Origin of the sequence: Rouxiella badensis, from assembly GCF_002093665.1 — a bacterium.
Lineage (GTDB): Bacteria > Pseudomonadota > Gammaproteobacteria > Enterobacterales > Enterobacteriaceae > Rouxiella > Rouxiella badensis.
Genome location: NZ_MRWE01000033.1, coordinates 23,818 through 48,984, shown reverse-complemented (window position 1 = coordinate 48,984; position 25,167 = coordinate 23,818). Strand labels below are relative to the sequence as shown.

Below are 25,167 nucleotides of genomic sequence, written 5' to 3'. Positions count from 1 at the left end.
AGAGTGTTGCCAGGTCGACAATCATTTTGGATGCCATTTGTCATCATCTCCCTTTTTATAGGAGTGCTTAACGGCGGCCCAGGCCACCTTGTGCGCGGTTTCTTCACGCCCTGCGTCACCTCGTCTTTCATTGAGGCTCTTATATTCTTCCCACGCGCTGTTAAACGCTTCCTTATAGATGTCCTGCGCATGTGCAGGAAGAACATGCTTTACCGAGTCCGGCAGTGCGGTTCTATTTTCATAAGGCATAGGCAGTCTCCTCTTTTCAAATCAGGCGGTTTAGCCTCATCTATCAGTCTAGCTGCTACGCTTGAAGATAACGGGATTTGGGCATAATCGTGAAAATTCGGGCAACTTTTTTACACCTGAGACAAACACGCTTACCACCACGTTAATTTACCTATCTTTTCAAAGAAGACATTAACCTAAAAAACACAAATAAAGCATTGTTAAATAATGACTTTATTTAACGCTATCTTTCTAAAAACCTTAGTTAAGGCACAGTAAATACAGAGTTAACCCCTTAAAATACGCACTACAAATAAAAAACCACATCAATAGGATTTTTAGTATCATCAGCCCGAAACATAAGCTACAATGTAACAAGAAATTACTGTTATTAATTATAGAGGTATCAAACTCTCTCCGGACAGGCCCCATGTTTTTCGCACAGGTAAATCCTCGTTTACTGCCTGACGAACAGCATCATTTATAAGGAAAATTACTACCATGGTGTCAGCACAGGACCAACACAAGCATAAATCCCGTCATAAAGAGTATTCTCTCGTCTTCCCCATTATCGCCCTTATCGTTCTAATGCTGTGGGGCAACAGCAGCAACTTTGGTTTCGTGATAGGCATTAACCTGATTGCACTGTTGGGTATTCTTGCCAGCGCCTTTAGCGTGGTTCGCCATGCTGACGTGCTGGCCCATCGTTTGGGTGAACCCTACGGCTCGCTGATTCTCAGCCTGTCGGTGGTGATTCTCGAGGTCAGTCTGATCTCGGCACTCATGGCGACGGGCGACGCGGCACCCGCCCTGATGCGCGACACGCTGTTTTCCATCATTATGATTGTCACCTCTGGCCTGGTCGGCTTCGCGCTGCTGCTCGGCGGACGCAAATTTGCCACCCAGTACGTGAATCTCGGCGGTATCAAACAATATTTAATGGCCATTTTCCCGCTGGCAATCATCGTACTGGTGCTGCCCGCGGCGCTGCCAGGGGGCAACTTCACCACGCTACAGGCGCTATTTGTGGCGGCTATTTCGGCGGCAATGTATGGGGTATTCCTGCTGATTCAGACCAAAACGCACCAAAGCCTGTTTGTTTATGAGCACGAAGATGAAGACGAGGATACGCCTCACGGTAAGCCGTCGTCGCATAAAAACTTGACTCATGCGCTCTGGCTGGTCGTACATCTGGTATTGGTTATTGCTGTCACCAAGTTCAACGCCAACCCGCTCGAGACGCTGCTCACCGAACTTAATGCTCCGGCACAGTTCACCGGCTTTTTAGTGGCGTTACTTATCCTCTCTCCCGAGGGGCTGGGCGCACTGAAGGCAGTGCTGAAAAATCAGGTGCAGCGTGCGATGAACCTGTTCTTCGGTTCGGTGCTGGCAACCATCTCTTTGACGGTACCCGCAGTGACCATTATCGCCACCCTGACCGGACAAGAGCTGATGTTCAGCCTGGCCCCAGCCAATATTGTGGTCATGCTGGCCGTGCTTATCCTGTGTCAGATTTCCTTCTCGACCGGAAGGACCAACGTTTTGAACGGTACCGCGCACCTGGCTTTATTCTGCGCCTACATGATGATTATCATGCTGTAAGTCTCAGCATTTAGAAACAATAAAGGCCGCCAGAATTGGCGGCCTTTCTATTGAAACTTCAGTGTGAGTTATGAGTAGGCGTTCAGCGCATGTTGGCACAAATCTGAACGTACGCAGTCTTCTTTAGTGAAGCGAATGATGCCGACCATCTCGTCTTCTTTGAAGCGAGTCAGTGCATCGCTAAGCCCTGATACCACGCCGCGCGGTAGATCGCACTGGGTGACATCCCCGTTGACTATCACCGTCACATTTTCACCGAGACGGGTCAGGAACATTTTCATCTGACTGGCTGTGACGTTCTGGGCTTCATCCAGAATCACCACCGCATTTTCGAAAGTACGCCCACGCATATAGGCAAATGGCGCAATTTCTACCTTCCCTATTTCCGGTCGCAGACAATACTGCATAAAGGAAGAGCCCAAACGACGAACGAGAATGTCGTAAACTGGCCTGAAATAAGGAGCAAATTTCTCTGAAATATCCCCAGGCAAGAAACCGAGATCTTCATCGGCCTGCAGTACCGGGCGAGTCACTATAATCCTGTCTATCTCTTTGTGAATTAACGCCTCTGCCGCTTTCGCAGCGCTGATAAACGTTTTGCCACAACCTGCTTCGCCTGTGGCAAAAATCAACTGCTTATTCTCTATGGCTAATAAGTAATGACCTTGAGCTTCCGTACGCGCTTCGATAATGGAGGTGTCGCGAGTATCGCGAGCCATACCGATGGATTCCACACCGCCCATGTTCACTAATGAGGTCACTGATTCTTCCTCACGTTGGCGGTGACTGCGTGAGTCACGTCTGATTACACGTTTCGCTTCACGACGAGCTTTGATCACTGCTTTTTGTCTTCCCATAGTGGCACCTTACAGTTTGTTTCACTTAACGCTATAGGCCGGAGGCCCGCACGATTATGTTTCACATACAGATGAGGTTTTGGTCTCCTTTTAGACCAAGTTGAGCCAATGAATAACGTGAAGAGAAAATAAAGACCGTCGATTAATAATTAATCTATTTCTCCATTTCTTTTCACGAGGAGGCATTGTCATGAATGACAAACCACTGACCATAACAGTCAATAAGCCAGTAAAAAAACCAAAAGAGGAGAAGGGTTGTTTCAGTGAGGGTGCCAGGTCAGTTAAAGAACGTGGTCGCTGTGAAGTCTTGGATAGAGAGAATAAACGTTTACTATTGCTACATAGAAAACTGCTTAATACCAGAGAGTCGGAGGTCTGACCCTCGTCTGCTGAAAAATCAGGACAACGAGTGGAGAATGATGAAGCGTTATTTTTACAGCCTAGCCCAAACATGGACTTTACCATTCGCTATCCCCGCAGTTGCTGCTAGTTAATTTCAGTATAACGATATCTGAAAACTTCGCTAGCGGTGTTACTTGAATGTAAAAAAAATATTTGAAGGAGTCAATAGGATCCCAGATCCTTTTTTTGATCAAACCACCCGGAGACTTTATGCCATGTTTCCGGATAGTTTTCATCATGGTATGTGACACTAATATGAAACGAGAAAGGTTTTAAGCGCGAGGATCTTTCTAGGCGATCAAGTTTTCTTTACGTTCCTGATTTAAATAACCGTGAATACCGCTCGCCAGAGCCTTGGCCATTTTTAACTGGAAGCCCGGCTGTTGCAGCAATTTCTCTTCCTGATGATTGGTAATAAACGATGTTTCTACCAGTACGGAAGGTATACGCGGTGATTTTAGCACCACAAAACCGGCCTGTTCAATATGACGGTTATGCATATGATGAACGGTCTCGATATGGGTTGCCAGATGTTTGCCAAACTCGAGGCTGCGGTTAATGGTTTCGGTCTGATCGAGGTCGAACAACGTCTGTTTCAGGTAGGCATCATTGGTTTGTACATCATTGTCATAGATAGCATCGACGCTGTTTTCACTTTGCGAGAGATAGCGCGCCATAGCACTGCCCGCGCCGTGTTCTGACAGCGCAAAAACAGAGGCACCCGAGACCTGATCGTTACTAAAACCGTCCGCATGAATAGAGATAAATAAGTCTGCCTCATGCTGGTGTGCTAAATTCACCCGGTGATAGAGAGGAATAAATACATCGTCCTGACGGGTTAATACTGCGTGTATTTTATACTGCCGTTGCAGCTGCTGTTGTAAATGTCTGGCAATATCCAATACCACGTGTTTTTCATAGGTTCCACCGCCACCAATAGCGCCTGGGTCTTTACCACCGTGGCCGGGGTCAATCATTACCAGCAAAGGTCGGTTGCTTATTTTTTCCTCAGGTTTATAAGCCTCAGGCTCCGGCTGAGCATTTTCTTTTTCCACCGCAGGAATAGCGGCCATCGCCCCTTTTGCTACCGTCACGCTGATACTTTTTAACCCTTCAACGTTCTGATGGCTTATTTTCGCCGACTGATTGAGCTCAAAAACGATACGCGCAGTTTGCGGGTTAAAGTGCGCAATTTTAGCACGGACTATCCACGGAAATTTTTGTTTGACCACCACCAGCGAGTGCATTAATGACGACGAGAACGCGGTCATTGAAACATCAATCACCACCCTGTCGGGGTTATCCAACGTGAACACCCGCGCATGCGGATCGTTCGCTGGCAGAGTAATATGTAAACTGTCGCTGGTTGATTTGAGATCCAACAAAGCTATTTTTTGTGCGGCAAATATCTTTGGCGATACCAGAGTCATGCCCATTCCAAAGACCAGCAGTTTTCTTCGGGATTGATTAATGGTCATAAATTACTCACTCTCCAGGGAGCACATTGAACGGTCAGGATGTGTGGAGAGATTTTCGCGTAAGCCTTTTTCCGTGACCAGTAACAATCTAATAATAATCAGGTTATTTAATCTCTTTTTATTTCCAATATGTTTAAAATTCATTAATCTGAAATGTTTGAATTACTTTATTGCACTTTGAATTGTTTTTTAATTATTATCATTGATGTGCTAAATGTGCGTCATTGTCCTGAAGATGTTTTTCGTACAGTGCCGAAAATAACAACGTTTTAAAAAATTCCTTGTTATCTTGTTTAGACGATTCCCCACTTTGGCGCTTTTTACGACGCCTCTCTTCTGCCTCCTGATTGACGATTCCGAGGGCTCTTTCATAGATAAAGTTAAATAAACCACAAAAAATGTCCGGGTTATAGTAGGCAATATTCAGTTGTATGTCGGGTACCGAAAAAAAGTAGTCCACCACCGGAGCCAGCTCACGTTTCCTGAGTTTAGCATCGTTGGAGTACAGCGACCCGATACTGCTTCTATCCAAAAAGAGAGCATGATAATTGCGCAGTGCGCGTCTATGATGGGGATTACGGGTATGAGCAAAAAAATGGCGATAGAAGGCGGCACCAAAACTGTCGTACTTGGCGATATAGTCGAGGAAAAAGCCCTTGTCAGACATCAGGTGACGGGCAAATTTTGACGCGCCAGAAACATTAAAGTTTTTAACAACTGTGTTCGCCTTCAGATATATCTCCTCCGAAAAAGCATACTTACTCTCATCGAAGGTCAAATGGCCAAGTTCGTGCGCTAGGGCATATTCAATAAACTGCTGGTTAGATAAATAATCCAGTATATAAATATGTTTATCGCTCTCGCTGTTATAAACGAAGCTGAAAGCACCGTCGCCATAAATTAGCTTTTCAATCGGCGTATCGTAGCAGCCTGATGCGAGTCGCCCCTCAGACAATCTGTCGGCGACAACCACAACCTGACTGATGTTAAAGCCGCCGATTTTATGCAGATAACGAGATATTTTCTCCCTAAAATCATCAACCTGAGGCGGCGTGAAATCGGCGTTAAAAAAGTCCTTCAATGCACCACTCAGGAAGCCAGCGGCTGACGATTCACTTAAACGTGCCGAGATGGATTCAGCCATGTGATTAAGTTGCGTCATGGCTCCCTGAATCCCCTGATAGAGAAATTCATAATCGCGCACGATCTGCTCTGGAGTCGTTGCCTTAACGATATAGTTTCCCAAGGTTTTATCGGTAAACTTGACGCGTTGAAACCAGCGATTAAGCCAGTTGTTGGCCTTCAGGTTTCTTGCAATGTAGGTATCGTAGTAATCTTTTTTAGCGTCTCGAAACTCTTCTTTCAGCCTTTTACTTTCCAGCACGCTAAGCTTCAGCTTTTCATATTCTTTGATTAAGTTTAATACTTTTTGGCAGAATCGGTTTTTGACTCGTTTATCGTCATGAGTCAATGGTTCTACGTTATTTAAGGCATAGGAATAATCAGCAAGGGCGTTGGTAAAACGGCCAAACTCGTTAAACACTTTCACATCTATCCGCCAGTCGCGAATATCCGTAATAACTTTACGAATACTGTCAGGAATCGTGTCCCAGATATCCTCAAACTCTGCACAAATATTTTTGGCTAAATCGGCACAGTTGATTTTCTCGAAAACAATCGGTCCCGCAAGTTTTTTAGCACGCTGGGTTAATACATTAAGCGCTGCGGCGCGCCCGGGGCTGTTTATTTTAGGTACTTCTAAATAGCCGCAGTGCTCCGGAGAGAAAAGCCCGGCAACACGTGAAGTGTCAGGGCTATCATTTCGTCTTACTCTCGATAAATGTTGACAAAAGATACCGCGATGATGACTTTCCCAGATTAGCCATTTCCCCTGCCTGTCCGGGTGACGTAGATGTGAATTGCCTGCTGTATCCTGCCAGTCGACCACGATTCTCTCCCCCGCCCCCTGCTCTATCCACAGCGCCTTCATGGTCCAGCCGTTAGGAATATTTTGCAGATTGTTCAATAAATTCTCGGCGGCATCTGATGAAGCAATAAACTGTGAGGCGGTAGACGAGGTCTTAAAATAGATCACGTTGTCACTCAAATAACGGAGTATTCCGTTATTTTTCTCGACCACCAGCTGTTGATCTTCAGGCATTCCTGATGGAACAAGCCGGTACTGGTTGTCGGTTGCGGGTACTTTTATCCCCGGGAAAAAATAGGTTCCTAAGGCGGTCTGTTGAGCAACCACCTCATATTGAGAGTCTAGCGTCTCGCAGTTGCATACGCCGTAGTACGCAACATGACGCATTCTCTCATGCTGATAGATTTCTGTTCTTAACCGATGCGTATTACCCGTGCTGAGCGTTTCTTCCAGCACAGGCAGAGCGTCAATATGCGCCTCTCGGGCCATCAGCGTCAGCAACGATGAGCTCGGATTAGGCAACAGCAGTTGATTAAGCTCATCAAAGCGGTAGGCCCGTTGCCCACCAGGCGTCGCAAGGATGAAATAGAGCACATCGTGAAAAGGTTCGCGCCAGGCCAGAGTGGGTTTATATTCATCAGGAATTTCACCAATCACCAGCGCATTGTTTAGGGCTGAAAAGAGGAGCCAAGGGCGTAATCCTCTATTACCACTAAGGTGGTAACGTACCCGGTCAATGGCCTGATTATGCGGCTTCAGCTGGCATTCGACCTCCTGGAGGGTCTTGTCCAACCGGGTGAGTACCGGCTCTTGCTCGCTGACGGCAATATTATCTTCCAGCGTCTTTTTCAACACATTCTTGATGATGTTGGCGACTGACTTGATCCCCTGCTCCTCTTCGCTGGCGCCAGGGGCAAAGGCATAGAGGCAAAAAGCCCCATCGAGCACCAACGGCGCTAAATCTGCCTTTATCAAATCTTCGGCAGCGTCTTTGCAGTTGCCAATCGGGGTCAGGTAAATCAATTGGCTCAATAAATAGCGAAACCATGAAGAAACGGGGCCCTGACTTTCAGAGGATTCAGTGACAACGGCATGACGCATCGGGGCAATGGCAGGCATAGCAATGGCCGAGTACTGGCGGGCAATGATGCTATTTGCCAGCGAATCGGCCACGTTTCTCCAGTCCGTTATTTGAACGGCAGAATGCAGACTGCCTTCATTCTGGAGATAAAACTGATAGCGCGAATCATTGACCGTTGCATCGTCAAACAGACGTGCAAGAAACTCCTTCTTTCCCTGAGTACTAAAAGGCTGGAGTAGCTCGTCGGGCAAGGTTGAATGAACAGGAAATACCAGCGGCTGTGTTGTATCGCTCTGTGCCGGGATCAGAGAGATAAAGTAGTGACGCGGTTCGACCTGCGTACCAGCACGGTTGATATTCCCTTCAGAGGAAAGTAGAAATCCGATATGGGGACGTGAAAGCGACGAATTTCCCTGCGTGTCTTCCATTTGGATAAACTGCAGCGTTATCCCATGCATACGATGCAAGTTAACCAGCATCCTGGCCCGGTCTACCCCGGAAATACTTTCCAGCGCCAGTGCGTAAAGTCGCTGCTGGGTATCACGATAATATTTAAAGGCCGCAATGCTCGGTGCATCCTCGCCCGGAGCCTTAAGCACCTCCGTCAGCCTACGTTTGGCTTCGCTATATTGAATCAACAGTACGCTCTTGCGCTTCAGTTTATTCGCGGCGTCCTCAATCCCGCTCATCGTCCCCGCTCCCGCCGCTTTGTGCAACGCCTCAAGATGGCTGAAATCCCTGATCAACGCCTCGGGAACGTTATTCAGAAGCAGGTCTTCCCCCAGAGAGGTTAGATCGCGTGGCGTCAGCATACTCATTTTCTGCCTATCCTGAACCCGCCTGACGCCGATATTCATCAGCAGACCGGTGCTCGACAAGCAGGGCATTCCTTTTACGGGCGTTAAGTCACGCAACAGCATGAAAGGATAGTCAAATTCAATCAGTCTTAGATGCCACTGCGCAATTTTGCTGACTTTTTCCGCCGACAGGTCATCCTGCTGTAAGCCCAGCGTCCCCTTCAGCGACGAAAAGACGCGCGTGATAAACGCGTCCTGAATGTCCTTTAAACAGGCCTCCAATCGGCCATAGGTCACCGGCTCAGGCTGCGTCATCACCCCCCTGACGTGCTGATGACTGGCTTTAATTAATTGAGAGGACGGCGAAAGATAAGCATCCAGCTGGTCGAGTAGCAGTTTTGCCAATATTGCCTCTCCGGCGGGAGACGCCGCCAGCACTATTTTTAATTCTTCGTTATGAGCAAACGGCGACTGCATCAGCAGCAGAGAAAAGAGCGTCTGTACCTCTGCAGAAGAGCTGTGCCACCTGTCGTGGGTGGGATCGTGGATCATCAGCAGACCGCATGCAGCCACAATGGCCTCCAGGGCTTTGTTATGGCTATCACTGCTAACCGCAGCGGGTTTACGATGAATATATTGCTCAATGACCCGCTGTTTACTCTGGGAACTCAGGCCTTCGACCCAGAAATAGACCTTTTCTATCATCTCAAGCAGACTGCGAGCTTTTACCGGCGGCAACGGCTCAGGAAGGCAACTGAGGCAATCAATCTGTGAGGTCGGCGGCGCAAACAGCGGATAACGTCGCCCATCTTCGGCGTTAATCTTCAGCCCATAAAGCTGTGCTTCACGCACACTCGCCTGCGAGGGCTCCTGTTGAGCAGGCGCGTTAGGCCTCGGCAAAAAGCCCGACGGTTCCTTATACCGCCCTTTCATCAGCGCTAGCGGGCCATCGTGGATCACGCCTCTTTTATGCACAGTTTTGCTCGTTGAATGCCCCTCTAGCTGCCGCCACGGCGGTAAGTTAACGCTAATTTCGGCCGATTGCGCGGTGGGAAACACCAGTGGATCGCTGAGTCCGAACGACGGCAGGGACAACACCGACGCGGCCAGCGGACTGGTATCTACCGCCACCGCATGCTCGCCGGTACTGATGGCATAAATTGCCCGATTTTGCTGCTCGGCTAAGTGCACCGCCATTTGCACTCCCGCTAACCCACTCGCTATCGAGGTCTGATTTAGCGGTATCTGCGCAGAGCAAAAATTCATTGGTGAGGTGCGGACCTGGCCGATAAACAGTGCAGATGAAGCGGGATCCAGGGTATATCTGCGGCTGCCGGTAGCACCATAAAGTGGCTCAGTGGCGGGCAGGCCCAACAAATGAATTTCGTCAAAAGAGCTGCCTGCTTCCAGATCTGTTTCTAAAATAGAGCAATCACTTTCCCAGGTTGGCGTTTGCCTGTCGCTGGAGGTGGCAAAGACGTCGCAGGACAATCCGCACGCGCCCGCCAGATAAGCCGCCAATGTTTGATGAAAAACGTCGTCATTTTCTGCCATAGCGGCATGGCCCAATGCCAGACTGGCGGCGTAGTAAACGCTACAAAAGGCCGTTGCCGGGCCCAATAAAGGTAGCGCCGGGAGTCCATAGCCCTGCTGCCAAAGAAAATGGTTGAGACTGGCGAGAAGCGGATGTTCGACCGCGTCCATTTCTGCGCAATCTTGCCACTCAGTGCGCTGCTCAAACTGACGCAAAAAGGAAACGGCGAGCCTGAAAGCTCCATCACCCATTCTCCAGGCGAGTGCACTCAATGAAGGGGGACAAGAAAAGGATGTGGGTAACAGCGCGGTATTGCGGGCCCACTCGACGCAGCGTGATGCTATTCCCGGGCTAGCCGTGCTTTCAGTCAAATGGGGTACATGCTGGGGCGCGGTACTGCTACAAATAGCCTGATTAGTCGGCGGCATCTCCCCTCCCGTCCTTGAAATTTCGTGGGGTTTTTATAGCAGAGTAAATTACTTTGAAACTCTAAAAATACGCTTAACGTTACCCTGACCCTAATGACATCATGATGTAAAAAAATGCTCTCGTGCACTGACTTTGCGTTATGCTCGGCGAAGCGTCAATTTTCAGGAAACTCAGAGTGCAGATAGAACCTTTACCGCCGCTCAATACCTTGATTGCCTTCGAATGCGTGGCTCGTTATTGCAGCTTTTCACGCGCCGCCGATGAGCTCAACCTCACGCAAAGCGCCATCAGTCGCCAGATACTCCAACTTGAGGAGATGCTGGGGTGTAAACTTTTCACCCGCTCGCAGCGTCAGGTTAGCCTGACGCCGCGTGGAGAAGCCTTTGCCGCAGAGATTCGTAAGTCGCTGGGCGATATCTCCCACTCGACCGCCGAGGTGATGGGCTGGAGCGGTCTGCCACAGGTCACGCTGGCCTGTACCAGCGCCATGGGGCAACTGTGGCTTTCCTCACGCCTCTCCAGACTGCGTGAATCGCTTCCTGACCTGCAAATACGCCTGAAGATCTCAGACAGCTTTTCATCACTCAAGACCTCAGAATTCGACATGGCAATTTTCTATTTACGCGAAGCGCCTGAAGGGTTTCACGCTGAAGCGCTGTTTGACGAGATTTGCTATCCAATGTGTTCCCCCGCCTTTGCTAAAACGCTGTCGGCTAATATCACCGCCGAGGAGATTATCCATCAACGGCTGCTTATCCAGGACGATCCTCAGCGTGAATGGACCGGTTGGCGTGACTGGTTCAGCTCACAGGGCGTTCATCACTTTGCGCCTCGTCTCACCTGGCGCGCCAATAGCTACCCTTTTCTGGTACAGGCTGCGGTACAGGGCGACGGTATTTTACTGGGCTGGGAAGGACTGGTTCAGGACTCGATGCGTTCGGGGCAACTGGTTGCCGCACATCCAGGAAAACTGGCGGCGGCCGGAAAATGCTATTTATTAATTCCTGAAGATAGATACGTCAGACCCATAATCCGTAGAGTCAGCCAGTGGCTGAAAGACAATATCGATGAGTGCCAAATGCAGGGCTGATTAATTTTCAACCAAAACGGTCATACTAGGTCAATAAAGTATAAAACTGCGATAATTTACGCTGATGCCACGTTTTTAACCTGCTCATCAAATAACAAAATCCCACTTTCCCAGCGTGCTTAGATAATAAGGATCCGGCTGCTTATACTCTTTTTTAATTAATATCCACCGGCGGAATTTTAGTTTTATCCTGAAAGCGCCTTTTTCTAGCGGATTTCATTCCCAATAAGGTAAAAAGCAGCCACATTGACTGCGAAATGCAGGACGCGAGATTAAAGTCATGGCTCAACGAATACAGGCCAAACACCCCACCGATAATATTAAGATAGGCATAAATATCAGCATCAACCTCTAGTTTGCGCATTTGAACCAGCGCATAAGCCAGCAGATAGCAAAACACGCCAATTAAGCCGACTACCGTGTGCAAATCCATGCATCGTTCCCATTTTATTGTGATTCATTGCAAGGAAAATAAAACTTTTTACGGTGTCGTGCTGCGCAATTTTCGCATACTCTCATGATAATTTTTCATACTTGTTTCAGGGAGAGCTTTGATATAACTCGTTCAGGCAGATAACAAAACCCACGATGCCATCACTTCAGACCGGGAGATAATATAATAATGTTTAATGATGACGATAAACACCTGTCCCAATTAATCCACAACGCCAGATTAAGCCGTCGCGACTTTATAACCCGTTCCGCCGCCGTTGGGTTGACCACCGCTTACGGACTTTCCCCGCTCAACGCCTTTGCCGCAGAACCTAAAAAAGGGGGCGTATTAAAATTGGGGATGTCAGGGGGTAACACCAGCGATACGCTCGACCCAACATTATATAGCGATTGGGTGCCGTTAAATCAGGCTTATATGCTGATGAACGGTCTGATTGAAATAGACGAAAACAATAAAGCCATGCCAGAACTTCTCGCCTCCTGGGAAGCTAAACCCGGTGCAGCAGAGTGGTTATTTACCCTGCGAGAAGGTGTCACTTTCCATAACGGCAAAACGCTCTCAGTCGAAGATATTATTTATTCAATCAACCTGCATCGTGGCGATAAATCACGAAGCGCCATCAAAAGTCAGCTGGCGCCGATTACTAATATTACCCAACAGAACGATAAACAAATTCTTATTACCCTTTCAGGTGGCAACGCTGATTTACCTTATTTACTGGCCGATTACCATCTGGTGGTGGTACCCGATGGCTTCACCGACTGGTCACACCCTATCGGCACCGGCGGTTATATCTTTGACCAGTACGAACCCGGCGTGCGCTCCTATTTCAAGCGCAATCCCAACTACTGGAAACCGGATCGTGCCTACGTCGACGCCGTTGAAGTCATCGTTATCAACGATCCTACCGCTCGCACCAATGCGCTGATTTCAGGTCAGGTGCACGCCATCAACCGCGTCGATTTCAAGACCGTCGATTTCCTTAAACGCAGCCCGATGCTCAACATTGTGCGCTCTTCCGGTGGGCAACACTTTACCTTCCTGATGGACAGTAGCGTTGCCCCGTTTAAAGACAACAATATCCGTATGGCGGTCAAGGAAGGCATTGACAGGCAGAAAATCCTCGACACGGTGTTGCGCGGCTATGGGCAACTGGGCAATGACCACCCTATCCCGAAAACCGATCCATTCTTTAACCACCAGCTTGAACAGCGCACCTATGACCCCGACAAATCCAAGTTTTATCTCAAAAAAGCCGGCCTCTCGGAGCTCAAGCTGGAGCTTTCGTCCTCCGACGCCGCTTTTGCCGGGGCGCTAGACGCCGCCGCACTTTACCAGCAAGAGGCTCAACAGGGTGGAATACAAATTAGCATCAAGCGCCAGCCTGCCGACAGTTATTGGGACGACGTGTGGATGAAAGCCCCGTTCTGCATGGGCTATTGGGGCGGACGTCCCACCGCCGACCAGATGTTCTCCACGGCCTACCAGTCAACGGCCAAATGGAACGACACTCACTGGAAAAACGACCAGTTCGACGCCCTGCTTCTTCAGGCTCGCTCGCTGCTCGACGAGAGCAAACGCGCTGAAATTTATGGAGAGCTTCAGAGTATCGTCCGTGACGATGGTGGCGCGATGATCCCGCTGTTTGGCGACTATCTCGACGCGGCCAACAAGAAGGTCGGCGGCATTAAGCCGCATCCGATGTTCAACTTTATGGGTGGCCGTTTAGCCGAGCGCGTCTGGCTGGAGGGATGATGGTACAACGAATTTTCTATCGCGTACTGCTGGGGATAGGCACGCTGTGGCTGGTCTCGGTGCTGATATTTATTGGCACCGAGATGCTGCCGGGCGATGTCGCTACCGCCATTCTCGGCCAAAGTGCCACGCCTGACACCGTCGCGGCGCTGCGTTTGCAGCTGGGTCTGGATCAGGCGCCGGTGCTGCGGTATCTGCACTGGCTGGCCTCGGTGCTGCACGGTGACCTGGGGCACTCTCTCGCCAACGGTCGTCCGATTAGCGAAGAGCTGCTGCCGCGGCTCGGCAACACGCTGTTTCTGGCGGCCTATGCGGCGATTGTTGCCATTCCGCTGGCGGTCGGCCTCGGTATCGCCTCCGCTATCTGGCGCGGCTCGGTGTTTGACCGCCTCGCCAATACCCTGACGCTGCTGAGCATTTCGGTGCCGGAGTTCTTCGTCGGCTACGTGCTGGTCATCGTGTTCGCTATCCGGCTGACCTGGTTTCCGAGTCTGGCGATGGTAGACCCGAGCACCACGTTCTCGGCTCGACTGTACGTTTGCACCCTGCCGATGCTGACGCTCACGCTGGTGGTGCTGGCACATATGCTGCGTATGACCCGCGCATCGGTCACCGCCGTGATGTCTAGCCCGTATATCGAGAGCGCGGTGCTGAAGGGTATTCCGCGCTGGCGGATTGTGGTGCAGCATGCGCTGCCTAACGCTCTCGCGCCAATTATCAACGTCGTGGCCTTTAATCTGGCGTATCTGGTGGTGGGGGTTATCCTGGTCGAGGTCGTGTTCGTCTATCCGGGGATTGGGCAGTACATGGTCGATGCGGTTACCAAGCGCGATCTGCCGGTGGTACAGGCCTGCGGGCTGCTGTTTGGCGGTACCTACATCCTGCTCAATACCACCGCCGATCTGCTGGCCATCTGGTGTAACCCGCGCCTGCGCCACGCCAGATAACCTGATAAGGACCTGCTATTGATGAACAGAAAGATCAATCTACGGCGTTCTTTAGGCGCCATTCCCCTGTCGGCCTGGGTCGGGATCGTTATTATCGCTGTGAACCTGCTGGGCGCGATTTTTGCGCCGTGGCTCGCGCCGCACAGTGAAACCGAACAGGTGGGCGATATCTGGCTGCTGCCTTCGATTCATACGCCGTTCGGCACCGACAGTCTGGGGCGCGACATGCTGTCGCGTATTCTTTACGGCGCACGCACCACCATTGCTATCGCCCTGGCGATTACCATCAGCTCATTTATCATCGGTATCGTGACCGGCTTTGCGGCGGCGATTTACGGTAAATGGGTGGACGTGGTGTTGTCACGCATTGTCGATACCCTGATGTCGATCCCGGTGCTTATCTTTGCGCTGATGGTGCTGTCGGTCATGGGCACCTCAATCCCGGTGCTGGTGCTGACTATCGCCCTGCTCGACGCGACCCGGGTATTTCGTCTGGCCCGACTGGTGGCGCAGGCGATTGTCTGTCAGGAGTACGTTGAGGCCGCCCGCCTGCGAGGTGAAGGTTTACGCTGGGTGCTGACCAAAGAGATTCTACCCAACGCCATCCCGCCGCTGCTGGCGGAGTTTGGGATGCGTTTCTGCTTTACCTTCCTGTTTATCGCCGGTTTGAGCTTCCTCGGGCTTGGCATTCAGCCACCTTATGCCGACTGGGGCAGCATGGTGCGCGATAACGCGCAGGCAATTAACTTTGGCCAGTATGCGCCGCTGTATCCGGCGGCGGCGATTGCTCTGCTGACTATCGGCGTCAATCTGGTGGTTGACTGGCTGCTGGCACGCAACAGCCTTGCACACGGAGATCAGTCATGAAAGCGACCACGCTCGACATTCGCGGACTGTGCGTCGATACACTCGACGGCTCACCGCTGGTTAAATCCGTCTCTCTTCAGTTGGCCGCGGGCGAAGTGCTCGGGCTGATTGGCGAGTCCGGCGCGGGGAAATCCACCATTGGACTGGCGGCGTTAGGTTACGCGCGACAGGGCTGTCGCATCAGCGCCGGTGAGGTTTTGCTCAACGGCACCGATATGATGAAACTTGCGTCGGCTGAAAAACGCCTGTGGCGCGGACGACGCGTCGCCTATGTCGCGCAGAGCGCCGCCGCAGCCTTTAACCCCGCGCTAACGATTGAGCGTCAGGTCTGTGAAGGCCCTATTCGTCACGGCCTGATGAACAAACAGCAGAGCCGGGAATGGGCGATTACGCTGTTTCGCGCGCTCGACCTGCCGGACCCGGAAAATATCGGCCAACGCTATCCGCACCAGCTTTCAGGGGGACAGCTTCAGCGCGCCATGGCAGCAATGGCGATGTCGTGTCAGCCAGATCTGCTGGTCATGGACGAACCTACCACCGCGCTGGACGTCACCACTCAGATTGAAGTGCTGGTGATGCTGCGCAAGCTGGTGCGCGAGTTCAACACCGCCGCTCTGTATATCACCCACGATTTGGCGGTAGTCGCCCAGCTGGCGGACAGAATCATGGTATTGCGCCACGGTGAAGAGGTAGAAACCAACACCACGGAGGCGATTCTCACGCGTCCACGGCAGGAATACACCCAGCGGCTGGTGGCTGAACGCATTCACGGCATGACTGAAGAGGCAACGCAGGTCAACAGACAGACCGAGACGCCGCTGCTGACAATTCAACAGCTTAGTACGGGTTACAACGGTAAAAAGGTGGTAGATGAGGTCAATCTTAGCCTGCCGCGCGGTAAAACGCTGGCGATTATCGGTGAGTCCGGCAGCGGCAAGAGCACGCTGGCTCGCGCGCTGGTCGGCCTGTTGCCGGATACCGTCGGTCAGGTGAGTTTCGATGGTGTGACATTGTCACATAAATACGCCCAGCGCAACAAAGAGACGCTGCGCCGCATGCAGATGATTTACCAGCTGCCTGATGTCGCGCTCAACCCGCGGCAAACACTGCTGGAGATTATCGGCAGACCGGTCGCTTTCTACTTCGGCCTCAACAAACGTCAGGTCAGAGCCCGCGTGGAGGAGCTGCTGCGCCTCACCGAACTGCCGGTCAAGCTTATCGACCGCTATCCAGGCGAACTTTCGGGAGGTCAAAAACAGCGGGTGTGCATTGCCCGTGCTTTAGCCGCCAACCCTGAGCTGATTATCTGCGACGAGGCAACGTCAGCGCTCGATCCCCTGGTCGCCGAGGAGGTCCTTAACCTGCTGCGCAAACTGCAATCCCAGCTGGGGCTTTCTTACCTGTTCATCACCCATGATCTGAGCACCGTCAAACGACTCGCTCATCAGGTCGCCGTGATGTATCGCGGCAAGATTGTCGCCAGTGGCGACACCCATGAGGTATTCAGCCCGCCAATGCATGAATACACCGAAAAGCTGCTAACCTCAGTGCCGGAACTGCGCACGGGTTGGCTCGATGAAGTTCTCAGTCTGCGTCAGACGGCGACTAAAAACGTCGCCTAGACCTTGGGATAAACCGCATACCGGAGCAGTATGAAACAGATAATCAGCGAATTTCCGCACAGCGTCACCCAGATAGAACACCTGTGGTTGCCGCTAAGCGACGGCACTCGTCTTGCGGTACGGCTATGGTTGCCGGACAGCGCCGCCGAACAGCCGGTACCGGCCATTCTTGAATACATTCCCTACCGCAAACGCGACGGAACCCGCACCCGCGACGAACCGATGCACGGCTATTTCTCGGGAAACGGCTACGCGGTGGTGCGGGTCGACATGCGGGGCAGCGGCGAATCGGACGGGCTGTTGACCGATGAGTATTTGCCGCAGGAGCAGGACGACGCGCTGGAGGTGATCGACTGGATTGCCTCCCAGGCGTGGTGCAGCGGCAAGGTCGGCATGATGGGCAAATCCTGGGGAGGATTCAATGCGTTGCAGGTCGCCGCTCGCCGCCCTAAAGCGCTCAAGGCAATCATTACCGTCTGTTCGACCGACGATCGTTACAACGACGACATTCACTACAAGGGCGGCTGCCTGCTGAACGATAACCTCTGGTGGGGCGGCATCATGCTGGCCTACCAGAGCCGCCCGGCCGACCCGGCCTTAGTCGGCGACGGCTGGTACAACGAGTGGCTGCATCGCCTCGAAAACATGCCGTTCTTCCCGGCGCTGTGGATGGAGCATCCGCTGCGCGACCGTTATTGGCAGCACGGTTCGGTGTGCGAGGACGGGTCGGCGATTCAGTGCCCGGTGATGGCGGTCGGCGGCTGGGCCGATTCTTATAGCAACGCGATTTTCCGCCTTATGGACAACCTTGAGGTGCCGCGTCGTGCCATTATCGGCCCGTGGGCGCATGTCTATCCGCAGGACGGCACACCAGAACCGGCGATAGGCTTCCTGCAGGAGGCGCTGCAATGGTGGGACCATTGGTTGAAAGACCTCCCTAACGCGGCGATGGAAGGCCCGATGATTCAGGCCTGGCAACAGGACAGTCAACCGCCTTCGGCTCAGCGTCCTACCAGCAAGGGGCAATGGCTCGGTTTCGACGCCGGGAGCGCCAGCAACGTCCACGGTCAACGCCGCTGGCTGACGCGTGGCCAACTAAATCTTGAACCCAGTGCTCTGCCCGCCACGCTTTCCGTCTGCTCGCCGCAGAACCATGGGCTGATGGCCGGAGAATGGATGGGGGCTGGCGTGCTCGGTGAAACTCCGCCGGACCAGCGAGTCGACGACGGTCAGGCTGAAATCTTCGACAGCGAGCCGCTCGCCGAACCGCTGTCAATCTTCGGCTTTAGCCAATTCAGCGTCGAATTACAGAGCGATAAACCGGCAGCGATGCTCTATGTTCGCCTTTCCGACGTCGCGCCGGACGGCGCGGTCAATCGCGTTACCCACGGTTGGATGAATCTGGCACACCTGGAAGGGCAGCACAAATCGGTGCCGCTGGTGCCCGGCCAGAAGGTCAAGGTTAACGTGCAGCTCGATGGCATCGCCCACCGCTTTGCGGCAGGCCATCGGCTGCGAATTTCGCTTGCCACCACCTACTGGCCAATGGTCTGGCCAATGGCCGAGGCCGCCACCTTGACGCTTGACCTGCACAGCGCAGAGCTTACCCTGCCGGTGTGCGCCGAGCCGGTGGCAATAGACGGGCCGAATCCGCAGCCTGAAACCGCTGCTCTGACCCCGGTCACCCTGCTGTCGCCGGGCCGCGTTGACCGCACGCTGAGCTATGATTTCCTGCAGGACAACTGGACCTCGGTCACTCACGGCGTCGGAGGCGTGTTTGGTGAAGGGGTCTATCGTTTCGACGATATCGATACCACGGTCGACCACAACCTGCGCCGCGAGCTCAGCGTGAACAATAGCGACCCGCTGTCGGCCCGCTATCTGTTAACACAAACCATGAGCATCGGCCGCGAGGGCTGGTGGATTGAAGCGGAAATCACGCTGGAGATGCGCAGCGACCTGACGCACTTTATCGTCAGCGGCGATATGGTGGTCAGCCTGAACGGTGAAGAAGAGTTCACAAAGTACTGGCATGAGCGCATTGCGCGATAGGCCCAGACGCATAAAGCGTATCGGGGGAGTCTGAGGCAAAGAAAAGGCAGAGGAATGAAAGTTCCTCTGCCCTGACAATCCCCGGTAAGGGGAAAGTGTGAAGCGGTTTAAATCAGCAGACTAAACGGTACGATACTGGGCTTCCGCGTCATTGAAGCGCTGTTCGATGGAGGCCGAGGGTTTGCGTCCCATCAGGCTGAACAACACGATGGCAACAGCAGCAAAGGCAAAACCGGGAATGATTTCGTACAGGCCAAACCAGGCGAACTGTTTCCAGACCACCACGGTCACGGCACCGACAATCATGCCCGCCAGCGCACCGTTGCGAGTCATGCGCGGCCACACCAGTGAAATCAGGATAACCGGTCCGAAGGCGGCGCCAAAGCCGGCCCACGCATAGCTCACCAGACCCAGCACTTTGTTCTCAGGGTTAGAGGCCAGATAAATTGCCACGCCCGCCACCAGCAGAACCATGACGCGCCCTACCCACACCAGCTCCTTTTGGCTGGCCTTTTTACGCAGGAAGGCTTTATACAGGTCTTCGGTAATCGCGCTCGAGCTCACCAACAGCTGGCAGCTCAAGGTGCTCATCACCGCTGCCATGATGGCGGAGAGCAGCACGCCCGCTATCCATGGATTAAAGAGGATTTTCGCCAGTTCGATAAAGACGCGTTCGCTGTTGCGGTCGACATTACCTGCCACGCCTGGATTACTGGAGAAGTAGGCGATACCGAAGAAGCCGACTGCGATGGTGCCAGACAGGCAGAGGATCATCCAGGTCATGCTGATACGGCGCGCATTCTTAATGGTGTGATGCGAGTCGGCGGCCATGAAACGCGCCAGAATGTGCGGCTGACCGAAGTAACCGAGTCCCCAGCCTAGCAGCGAGAGGATAGCCACCAGGTTCAAACCTTTGAACATGTTAGTGTATTCAGGGTTCTTAGTGTCGATAACCAGCATCGAGGTGTGCACACCGCCCACCGCCAGAATCACGATAATTGGCGTCAGGATCAGCGCGAAAATGACCAGCGAGGCCTGCACGGTGTCGGTCCAGCTGATCGCCAGGAAGCCGCCAATAAAGGTGTAGAGGATGGTTGCCGCCGCGCCGGCAAACAGCGCGGTGCTATAGCTCATGCCGAAGGTGCTTTCAAACAGGCGAGCACCGGCCACCACGCCAGAAGCACAGTAGACGGTGAAGAACATCAAAATGATCAGCGCCGAGATGATGCGCAGCAGTTTGCTCTTGTCTTCAAAGCGATGAGTGAAATAATCCGGTAACGTCAACGCGTTATTATTGGCCTCGGTGTGCACCCTCAGGCGGCCAGCGACCAGCTTCCAGTTGAGATAGGCACCGATAGTTAAACCGATAGCAATCCAGCTTTCTGAGATTCCCGAAACAAAAATCGCGCCGGGCAATCCCATGAGCAACCAGCCACTCATGTCCGATGCGCCTGCCGACAGTGCGGTGACGAAACTACCGAGGCTGCGGCCCCCGAGGATGTAGTCGTCAAAGTTCTTGGTGCGCAGATACGCAAACAACCCTATTAGAATCATGCCCGAAATATAGACACAAAATGTCACCACCATGGGTGTGTTCATCGTCATGCAAGTTCTCCATGTATTTATATTTAATTATCTATGCCGCCCTAAAAACGTCAGGTTACCCTCCCGCGTTTTCGATGGATTGCCGCGTAATGTACTGCGTCATCGTCCTGTTTTGCGTTCATACGCCTGTTTCGGCCTGAGGATACTAGTGGAGCATCGGTTACAGGCCAAGACTTTTAACGCCTTCAATACATCTTGCCAACCCGAAAATCACAAAGTTGTGACGCCGGGTTGCATCTTTTTTTCCTACCCACTCTTACAAAGTTGCACCCAGTGCAACCCTCAAATTGATTAAGCAACAATCATGCCGTTATTATTTTGTTAATTAGATCACTAATTTTAAAGTCGGCACATTTCCTGCATTTAACTTGGTTGCACAAAGTTGCAACATGGCAGATAGTAGCGAAATTATTATAGGTTTTACTGACAAATGGAGTTCCCGGTAATGGCAACAACGACTATGGGCGTGAAGCTTGATGAAGCCACACGTGACAGAATTAAGACCGCCGCGCAGGGCATCGATCGCACCCCGCACTGGCTTATCAAACAGGCTATCTACTCCTATCTGGAGCAGCTCGAGACGGGCGCTAGCCTTGCCGAGATAGCGGGTGCACACGGGGCTGACAACGACGATACCGCCGTGCCCGTTGCCGTTGAACACCAGCCGTTCCTCGACTTCGCGGAGCAGATCCATCCACAGTCAGTGAGTCGTGCCGCCATCACCGCAGCATACCGTCGCCCAGAGCCAGAATCGGTCGCCATGTTGCTCGAACAGGCTCGCCTGAATGCGCCTATGGATGCCGCTGCCCACAAGCTGGCCTACGACCTCGCCAATGCACTGCGGCACCAAAAAAGTGCAAACGGACGCGCCGGAATGGTGCAAAGCCTGTTGCAGGAGTTCTCGCTTTCTTCATTAGAGGGCGTAGCGCTAATGTGCCTCGCCGAAGCGCTGCTGCGTATTCCCGACAAACCAACCCGTGACGCGTTAATCCGCGATAAAATCAGCAACGGCAACTGGCAGTCGCACCTTGGCCGTAGCCCTTCACTGTTTGTGAATGCCGCTACCTGGGGCCTGCTGTTTACCGGCCGTCTGGTCGCTACCCACAATGAAGCCAAACTCTCCTCCTCTCTGAACCGCATTATCGGCAAGAGCGGCGAACCTTTGATTCGCAAAGGCGTGGACATGGCGATGCGCCTGATGGGCGAGCAGTTTGTGACCGGTGAGACCATTGCACAGGCGCTGGCCAATGCCCGCAAACATGAAGATAAAGGCTTCCGCTACTCCTACGACATGCTGGGTGAAGCCGCGCTGACCGAAAAGGACGCGCAGGCTTATCTGGTGTCCTATGAGCAGGCTATTCACGCCATCGGTAAAGCCTCGAACGGTCGCGGTATTTATGAAGGTCCAGGGATCTCCATCAAACTTTCTGCGTTGCATCCGCGCTACAGCCGCGCGCAGTACGAGCGCGTAATGGAAGAGCTTTACCCGCGCCTTCTGGCCCTGACTTTGCAGGCACGTAAATACGACATCGGCATCAATATCGATGCCGAAGAAGCCGATCGTCTGGAAATCTCCCTCGATTTGCTGGAAAAACTGTGCTTCGAGCCTGAACTGGCCGGCTGGAACGGCATCGGGTTCGTTATTCAGGCCTATCAGAAACGCTGCCCGATGGTCATCGACTATCTCACCGAACTGGCGCAGCGCAGCCGTCGCCGCCTGATGATCCGTCTGGTGAAGGGCGCATACTGGGACAGCGAAATCAAACGCGCTCAGGTTGACGGTCTGGAAGACTATCCGGTCTACACCCGTAAGGTGTACACCGACGTGTCTTATCTGGCCTGCGCACGCAAACTGCTGTCTGTGCCAAATCTTATTTATCCGCAGTTCGCCACCCACAACGCCCACACGCTGGCGGCGATTTATCAGCTGGCGGGCAACAACTATTATCCGGGGCAGTATGAGTTCCAGTGCCTGCACGGCATGGGCGAACCGCTGTACGAACAGGTGGTGGGTAAAGTGGCCGACGGCAAACTGAACCGCCCTTGCCGCATCTATGCCCCGGTCGGTACCCATGAAACGCTGCTGGCATACCTGGTGCGTCGCCTGCTGGAAAACGGTGCCAATACCTCCTTCGTTAACCGCATCGCCGACGCCACGCTGCCGCTCGACGAGCTGGTGGCTGACCCGGTCAAGGCCGTGGAACAGCTGGCCGCCGAAGAGGGTCAGGTTGGCCTGCCGCATCCGCGTATCGCGCTACCGCGCAATCTGTATGGCGCAAAACGCGCTAACTCTGCGGGTCTGGATATGTCAAACGAACACCGTCTGGCGTCCCTTTCCAGCGCCTTGTTGGCAAGCGCCGCGCATCCGCTGCGCGCGGAGCCTATGCTGGGCGAAAAACTGGCTGAAGACCGTCTGACCGACGTGACCTTCGACAACGTGGTCAACCCGGCCGAGCCGAGCGACGTAGTAGGTCAGGTACGCGAAACCACCGAGGCAGAAATTAGCCTGGCGCTCGACTGCGCGACTCACGCAGGCGCTATCTGGTTCGCGACGCCGCCTGAAGAACGTGCGGCTATCCTGCAACGCGCCGCCGAACTGATGGAATCACAGATGCAGAACCTGCTGGGTGTGCTGGTGCGTGAGGCGGGCAAAACCTTTAACAACGCCATCGCCGAGGTGCGTGAAGCGGTCGACTTCCTGCACTATTACGCCGGTCAGATTGAACAAGCGTTCAGCAACGACAGCCACCGTCCGCTTGGCCCGGTGGTCTGTATCAGTCCGTGGAACTTCCCGCTGGCTATCTTTACCGGACAAATCGCCGCTGCGCTTGCCGCCGGTAACAGTGTACTGGCCAAACCGGCCGAACAAACGCCGCTGGTTGCCGCCGAAGCGGTGCGCATCCTGCTTGAGGCCGGTGTCCCTGCGGGCGTGTTGCAGCTGTTGCCGGGCCGGGGTGAAACCGTCGGTGCCGCTCTGGTTAACGACGAACGCGTGCACGGCGTCCTGTTTACCGGTTCAACCGACGTTGCGGGTATTCTGCAACGCAATATCGCCGGTCGTCTTGACTCGCAGGGGCGTCCGACGCCGCTGATTGCCGAAACCGGCGGTCTGAATGCGATGATAGTCGACTCCTCTGCTCTGACCGAACAGGTGGTGACCGACGTGGTCGCCTCAGCATTCGACAGTGCCGGTCAGCGCTGTTCCGCCCTGCGCGTGCTGTGTATTCAGGAAGACGTTGCCGACCACACGCTTCAAATGCTGCGCGGCGCGATGGCCGAATGCCGCATGGGCAATCCGGAACGTCTCTCTACCGATATCGGTCCGGTTATCGACGCCGAAGCGAAAGCCAATATCGAGAATCATATCGAAGCGCTGCGCGCCAAAGGCCGCAAGGTGTATCAGGCCGCGCAGAACAATACCGACGACAGCAAGGAGTGGTCACGCGGTACCTTTATTAAGCCGACGCTGATTGAGCTGGACAGCTTCGATGAGATGAAGAAAGAGATCTTCGGACCGGTGCTGCACGTGGTGCGCTATTCACGTCAGAACCTCGACGCATTAATCGATCAGATTAACGAAGCAGGCTACGGCCTGACGCTGGGTATCCACACCCGCATCGACGAGACTATTCAGCGCGTGACGATGCGTGCCAAGGTTGGCAACCTGTACGTCAACCGTAATATGGTCGGCGCGGTCGTGGGCGTACAGCCGTTCGGCGGCGAAGGCCTGTCAGGGACAGGGCCGAAAGCCGGGGGTCCGCTGTATCTTTATCGCCTGCTGGCAAGCCGTCCTGACGAGGCGGTCAACGCCCTGCTCAACGGCAACGACAATCCGATGCCACTCGACGCCACCGTGCGCGAGTCTCTGCTGGTCCCGCACCAGGCATTAACCGAGTGGGCGGCCAAAGACGAGCCAGGTATCGCGACCGTCTGTGGCGAGTTCGCCGAGTGGAGTCAGGGCGGTACGCTGCGTACACTTCCTGGCCCGACCGGTGAGCGTAATACCTACGCCCTGCTGCCACGAGAGCGCGTACTGGCGCTGGCCGACAACGCGCACGACGCGTTGATTCAGCTGGCCGCGGCAACGGCAACCGGCTGCCGCATATTGTGGCCTGAAGCGACCGTACAGCGCGAGCTGTTCAAGCGTCTGCCTAAAGCGGTTCAGGAGCGCATCGACTTTGCCGCCGACTGGCAGAGCAGTAATCTGGCGTTCGACGCGGTGATTTACCACGGTGACGCGGATCAGCTGCGTGACCTGTGTCAGACGCTGGCGAAACGTTCAGGCCCTATCGTGTCGGTGCAGGGTTTTGCGCGCGGCGAGACCAATCTGCTGCTTGAGCGTCTGCTGATTGAACGCTCGCTCTCCGTCAACACCGCGGCGGCAGGCGGTAACGCCAGCCTGATGACTATCGGTTAATTAATACGGTAACAGGCAACGCC

The 25,167-nt window shown here is 53.4% G+C and carries 14 protein-coding genes; 8 read left to right on the top strand and 6 right to left on the bottom strand.

The window, feature by feature from the left end; translation table 11 throughout:
• Nucleotides 1–21: 21 nt before the first annotated feature.
• Nucleotides 22–249: a putative cation transport regulator ChaB gene (chaB, locus tag BS640_RS17475; protein WP_017491285.1), complete on the bottom strand. Its 228-nt coding sequence runs from the start codon at nucleotides 247–249 to the stop codon at nucleotides 22–24.
• A 480-nt stretch (nucleotides 250–729) separates the two neighbouring features.
• On the opposite strand from chaB, the gene chaA reads away from it, so the two are divergent.
• Complete coding sequence (chaA, locus tag BS640_RS17470; protein ID WP_017491284.1) at nucleotides 730–1,830, top strand: sodium-potassium/proton antiporter ChaA; 1,101 nt, start codon at nucleotides 730–732, stop codon at nucleotides 1,828–1,830.
• Nucleotides 1,831–1,898: 68 nt separating this feature from the next.
• Here the strand turns inward: chaA and phoH are convergent, their stop codons facing one another.
• From phoH to BS640_RS17450, 3 genes are all read right to left on the bottom strand, one after another.
• Nucleotides 1,899–2,687, bottom strand: coding sequence for a phosphate starvation-inducible protein PhoH (gene phoH, locus BS640_RS17465; protein WP_017491283.1), 789 nt, complete (start codon nucleotides 2,685–2,687; stop codon nucleotides 1,899–1,901).
• Between the two features lie 692 nt (nucleotides 2,688–3,379).
• On the bottom strand, nucleotides 3,380–4,567 hold the full coding sequence (locus BS640_RS17455; RefSeq protein WP_084913002.1) for an N-acetylmuramoyl-L-alanine amidase: 1,188 nt from the start codon (nucleotides 4,565–4,567) through the stop codon (nucleotides 3,380–3,382).
• A 199-nt stretch (nucleotides 4,568–4,766) separates the two neighbouring features.
• Entirely contained in the window at nucleotides 4,767–9,224 is a 4,458-nt protein-coding gene (locus tag BS640_RS17450) for a hypothetical protein (protein ID WP_139802832.1), read from the bottom strand.
• Nucleotides 9,225–10,510: 1,286 nt separating this feature from the next.
• On the opposite strand from BS640_RS17450, the gene BS640_RS17445 reads away from it, so the two are divergent.
• Entirely contained in the window at nucleotides 10,511–11,425 is a 915-nt protein-coding gene (locus BS640_RS17445; protein ID WP_084913000.1) for a LysR substrate-binding domain-containing protein, read from the top strand.
• A 154-nt stretch (nucleotides 11,426–11,579) separates the two neighbouring features.
• On the opposite strand, the gene BS640_RS17440 is transcribed toward BS640_RS17445, so the two are convergent.
• Nucleotides 11,580–11,858 (bottom strand): CBU_0592 family membrane protein, encoded by a 279-nt coding sequence (locus tag BS640_RS17440; RefSeq protein WP_017491226.1) that lies wholly within the window; start codon nucleotides 11,856–11,858, stop codon nucleotides 11,580–11,582.
• A gap of 189 nt (nucleotides 11,859–12,047) precedes the next feature.
• On the opposite strand from BS640_RS17440, the gene BS640_RS17435 reads away from it, so the two are divergent.
• From BS640_RS17435 to BS640_RS17415, 5 genes are read left to right on the top strand one after another with little or no spacing between them, the layout of a single operon-like run.
• Nucleotides 12,048–13,634 carry an ABC transporter substrate-binding protein gene (locus BS640_RS17435; protein ID WP_017491227.1) on the top strand — a complete coding sequence of 529 codons (1,587 nt, stop codon included), beginning with the start codon at nucleotides 12,048–12,050 and terminating at the stop codon, nucleotides 13,632–13,634.
• Nucleotides 13,634–14,581: an ABC transporter permease gene (locus BS640_RS17430; RefSeq protein WP_017491228.1), complete on the top strand. Its 948-nt coding sequence runs from the start codon at nucleotides 13,634–13,636 to the stop codon at nucleotides 14,579–14,581. Before BS640_RS17435 ends, BS640_RS17430 begins: the two co-directional genes overlap by 1 nt.
• 21 nt (nucleotides 14,582–14,602) lie before the next feature.
• Nucleotides 14,603–15,448, top strand: a complete 846-nt coding sequence (locus BS640_RS17425) for an ABC transporter permease (protein WP_017491229.1) — start codon at nucleotides 14,603–14,605, stop codon at nucleotides 15,446–15,448.
• Nucleotides 15,445–17,070, top strand: coding sequence for an ABC transporter ATP-binding protein (locus BS640_RS17420; protein WP_084912999.1), 1,626 nt, complete (start codon nucleotides 15,445–15,447; stop codon nucleotides 17,068–17,070). Before BS640_RS17425 ends, BS640_RS17420 begins: the two co-directional genes overlap by 4 nt.
• Before the next feature lie 30 nt (nucleotides 17,071–17,100).
• The gene (locus BS640_RS17415) at nucleotides 17,101–19,122 is read left to right on the top strand and encodes a CocE/NonD family hydrolase (RefSeq protein WP_084912998.1); all 2,022 of its coding nucleotides are present in this window, start codon (nucleotides 17,101–17,103) and stop codon (nucleotides 19,120–19,122) included.
• Nucleotides 19,123–19,242: 120 nt separating this feature from the next.
• On the opposite strand, the gene putP is transcribed toward BS640_RS17415, so the two are convergent.
• The gene (gene putP, locus BS640_RS17410) at nucleotides 19,243–20,727 is read right to left on the bottom strand and encodes a sodium/proline symporter PutP (protein WP_017491232.1); all 1,485 of its coding nucleotides are present in this window, start codon (nucleotides 20,725–20,727) and stop codon (nucleotides 19,243–19,245) included.
• A 445-nt stretch (nucleotides 20,728–21,172) separates the two neighbouring features.
• Here putP and putA point away from each other — a divergent pair, with 445 nt between their 5' ends.
• Nucleotides 21,173–25,144: a trifunctional transcriptional regulator/proline dehydrogenase/L-glutamate gamma-semialdehyde dehydrogenase gene (putA, locus tag BS640_RS17405; RefSeq protein ID WP_026110446.1), complete on the top strand. Its 3,972-nt coding sequence runs from the start codon at nucleotides 21,173–21,175 to the stop codon at nucleotides 25,142–25,144.
• Nucleotides 25,145–25,167: the final 23 nt, after the last annotated feature.

Excerpts from the sequence above, each read along its gene's own strand:
- chaB (WP_017491285.1), bottom strand. The coding sequence starts at position 249 with ATGCCTTATGAAAATAGAACCGCACTGCCGGACTCGGTAAAGCATGTT.
- chaA (WP_017491284.1), top strand. The coding sequence starts at position 730 with ATGGTGTCAGCACAGGACCAACACAAGCATAAATCCCGTCATAAAGAG.
- phoH (WP_017491283.1), bottom strand. The coding sequence starts at position 2,687 with ATGGGAAGACAAAAAGCAGTGATCAAAGCTCGTCGTGAAGCGAAACGT.
- BS640_RS17455 (WP_084913002.1), bottom strand. The coding sequence starts at position 4,567 with ATGACCATTAATCAATCCCGAAGAAAACTGCTGGTCTTTGGAATGGGC.
- BS640_RS17440 (WP_017491226.1), bottom strand. The coding sequence starts at position 11,858 with ATGGATTTGCACACGGTAGTCGGCTTAATTGGCGTGTTTTGCTATCTG.
- BS640_RS17435 (WP_017491227.1), top strand. The coding sequence starts at position 12,048 with ATGTTTAATGATGACGATAAACACCTGTCCCAATTAATCCACAACGCC.
- BS640_RS17430 (WP_017491228.1), top strand. The coding sequence starts at position 13,634 with ATGGTACAACGAATTTTCTATCGCGTACTGCTGGGGATAGGCACGCTG.
- BS640_RS17425 (WP_017491229.1), top strand. The coding sequence starts at position 14,603 with ATGAACAGAAAGATCAATCTACGGCGTTCTTTAGGCGCCATTCCCCTG.
- BS640_RS17420 (WP_084912999.1), top strand. The coding sequence starts at position 15,445 with ATGAAAGCGACCACGCTCGACATTCGCGGACTGTGCGTCGATACACTC.
- BS640_RS17415 (WP_084912998.1), top strand. The coding sequence starts at position 17,101 with ATGAAACAGATAATCAGCGAATTTCCGCACAGCGTCACCCAGATAGAA.
- putP (WP_017491232.1), bottom strand. The coding sequence starts at position 20,727 with ATGACGATGAACACACCCATGGTGGTGACATTTTGTGTCTATATTTCG.
- putA (WP_026110446.1), top strand. The coding sequence starts at position 21,173 with ATGGCAACAACGACTATGGGCGTGAAGCTTGATGAAGCCACACGTGAC.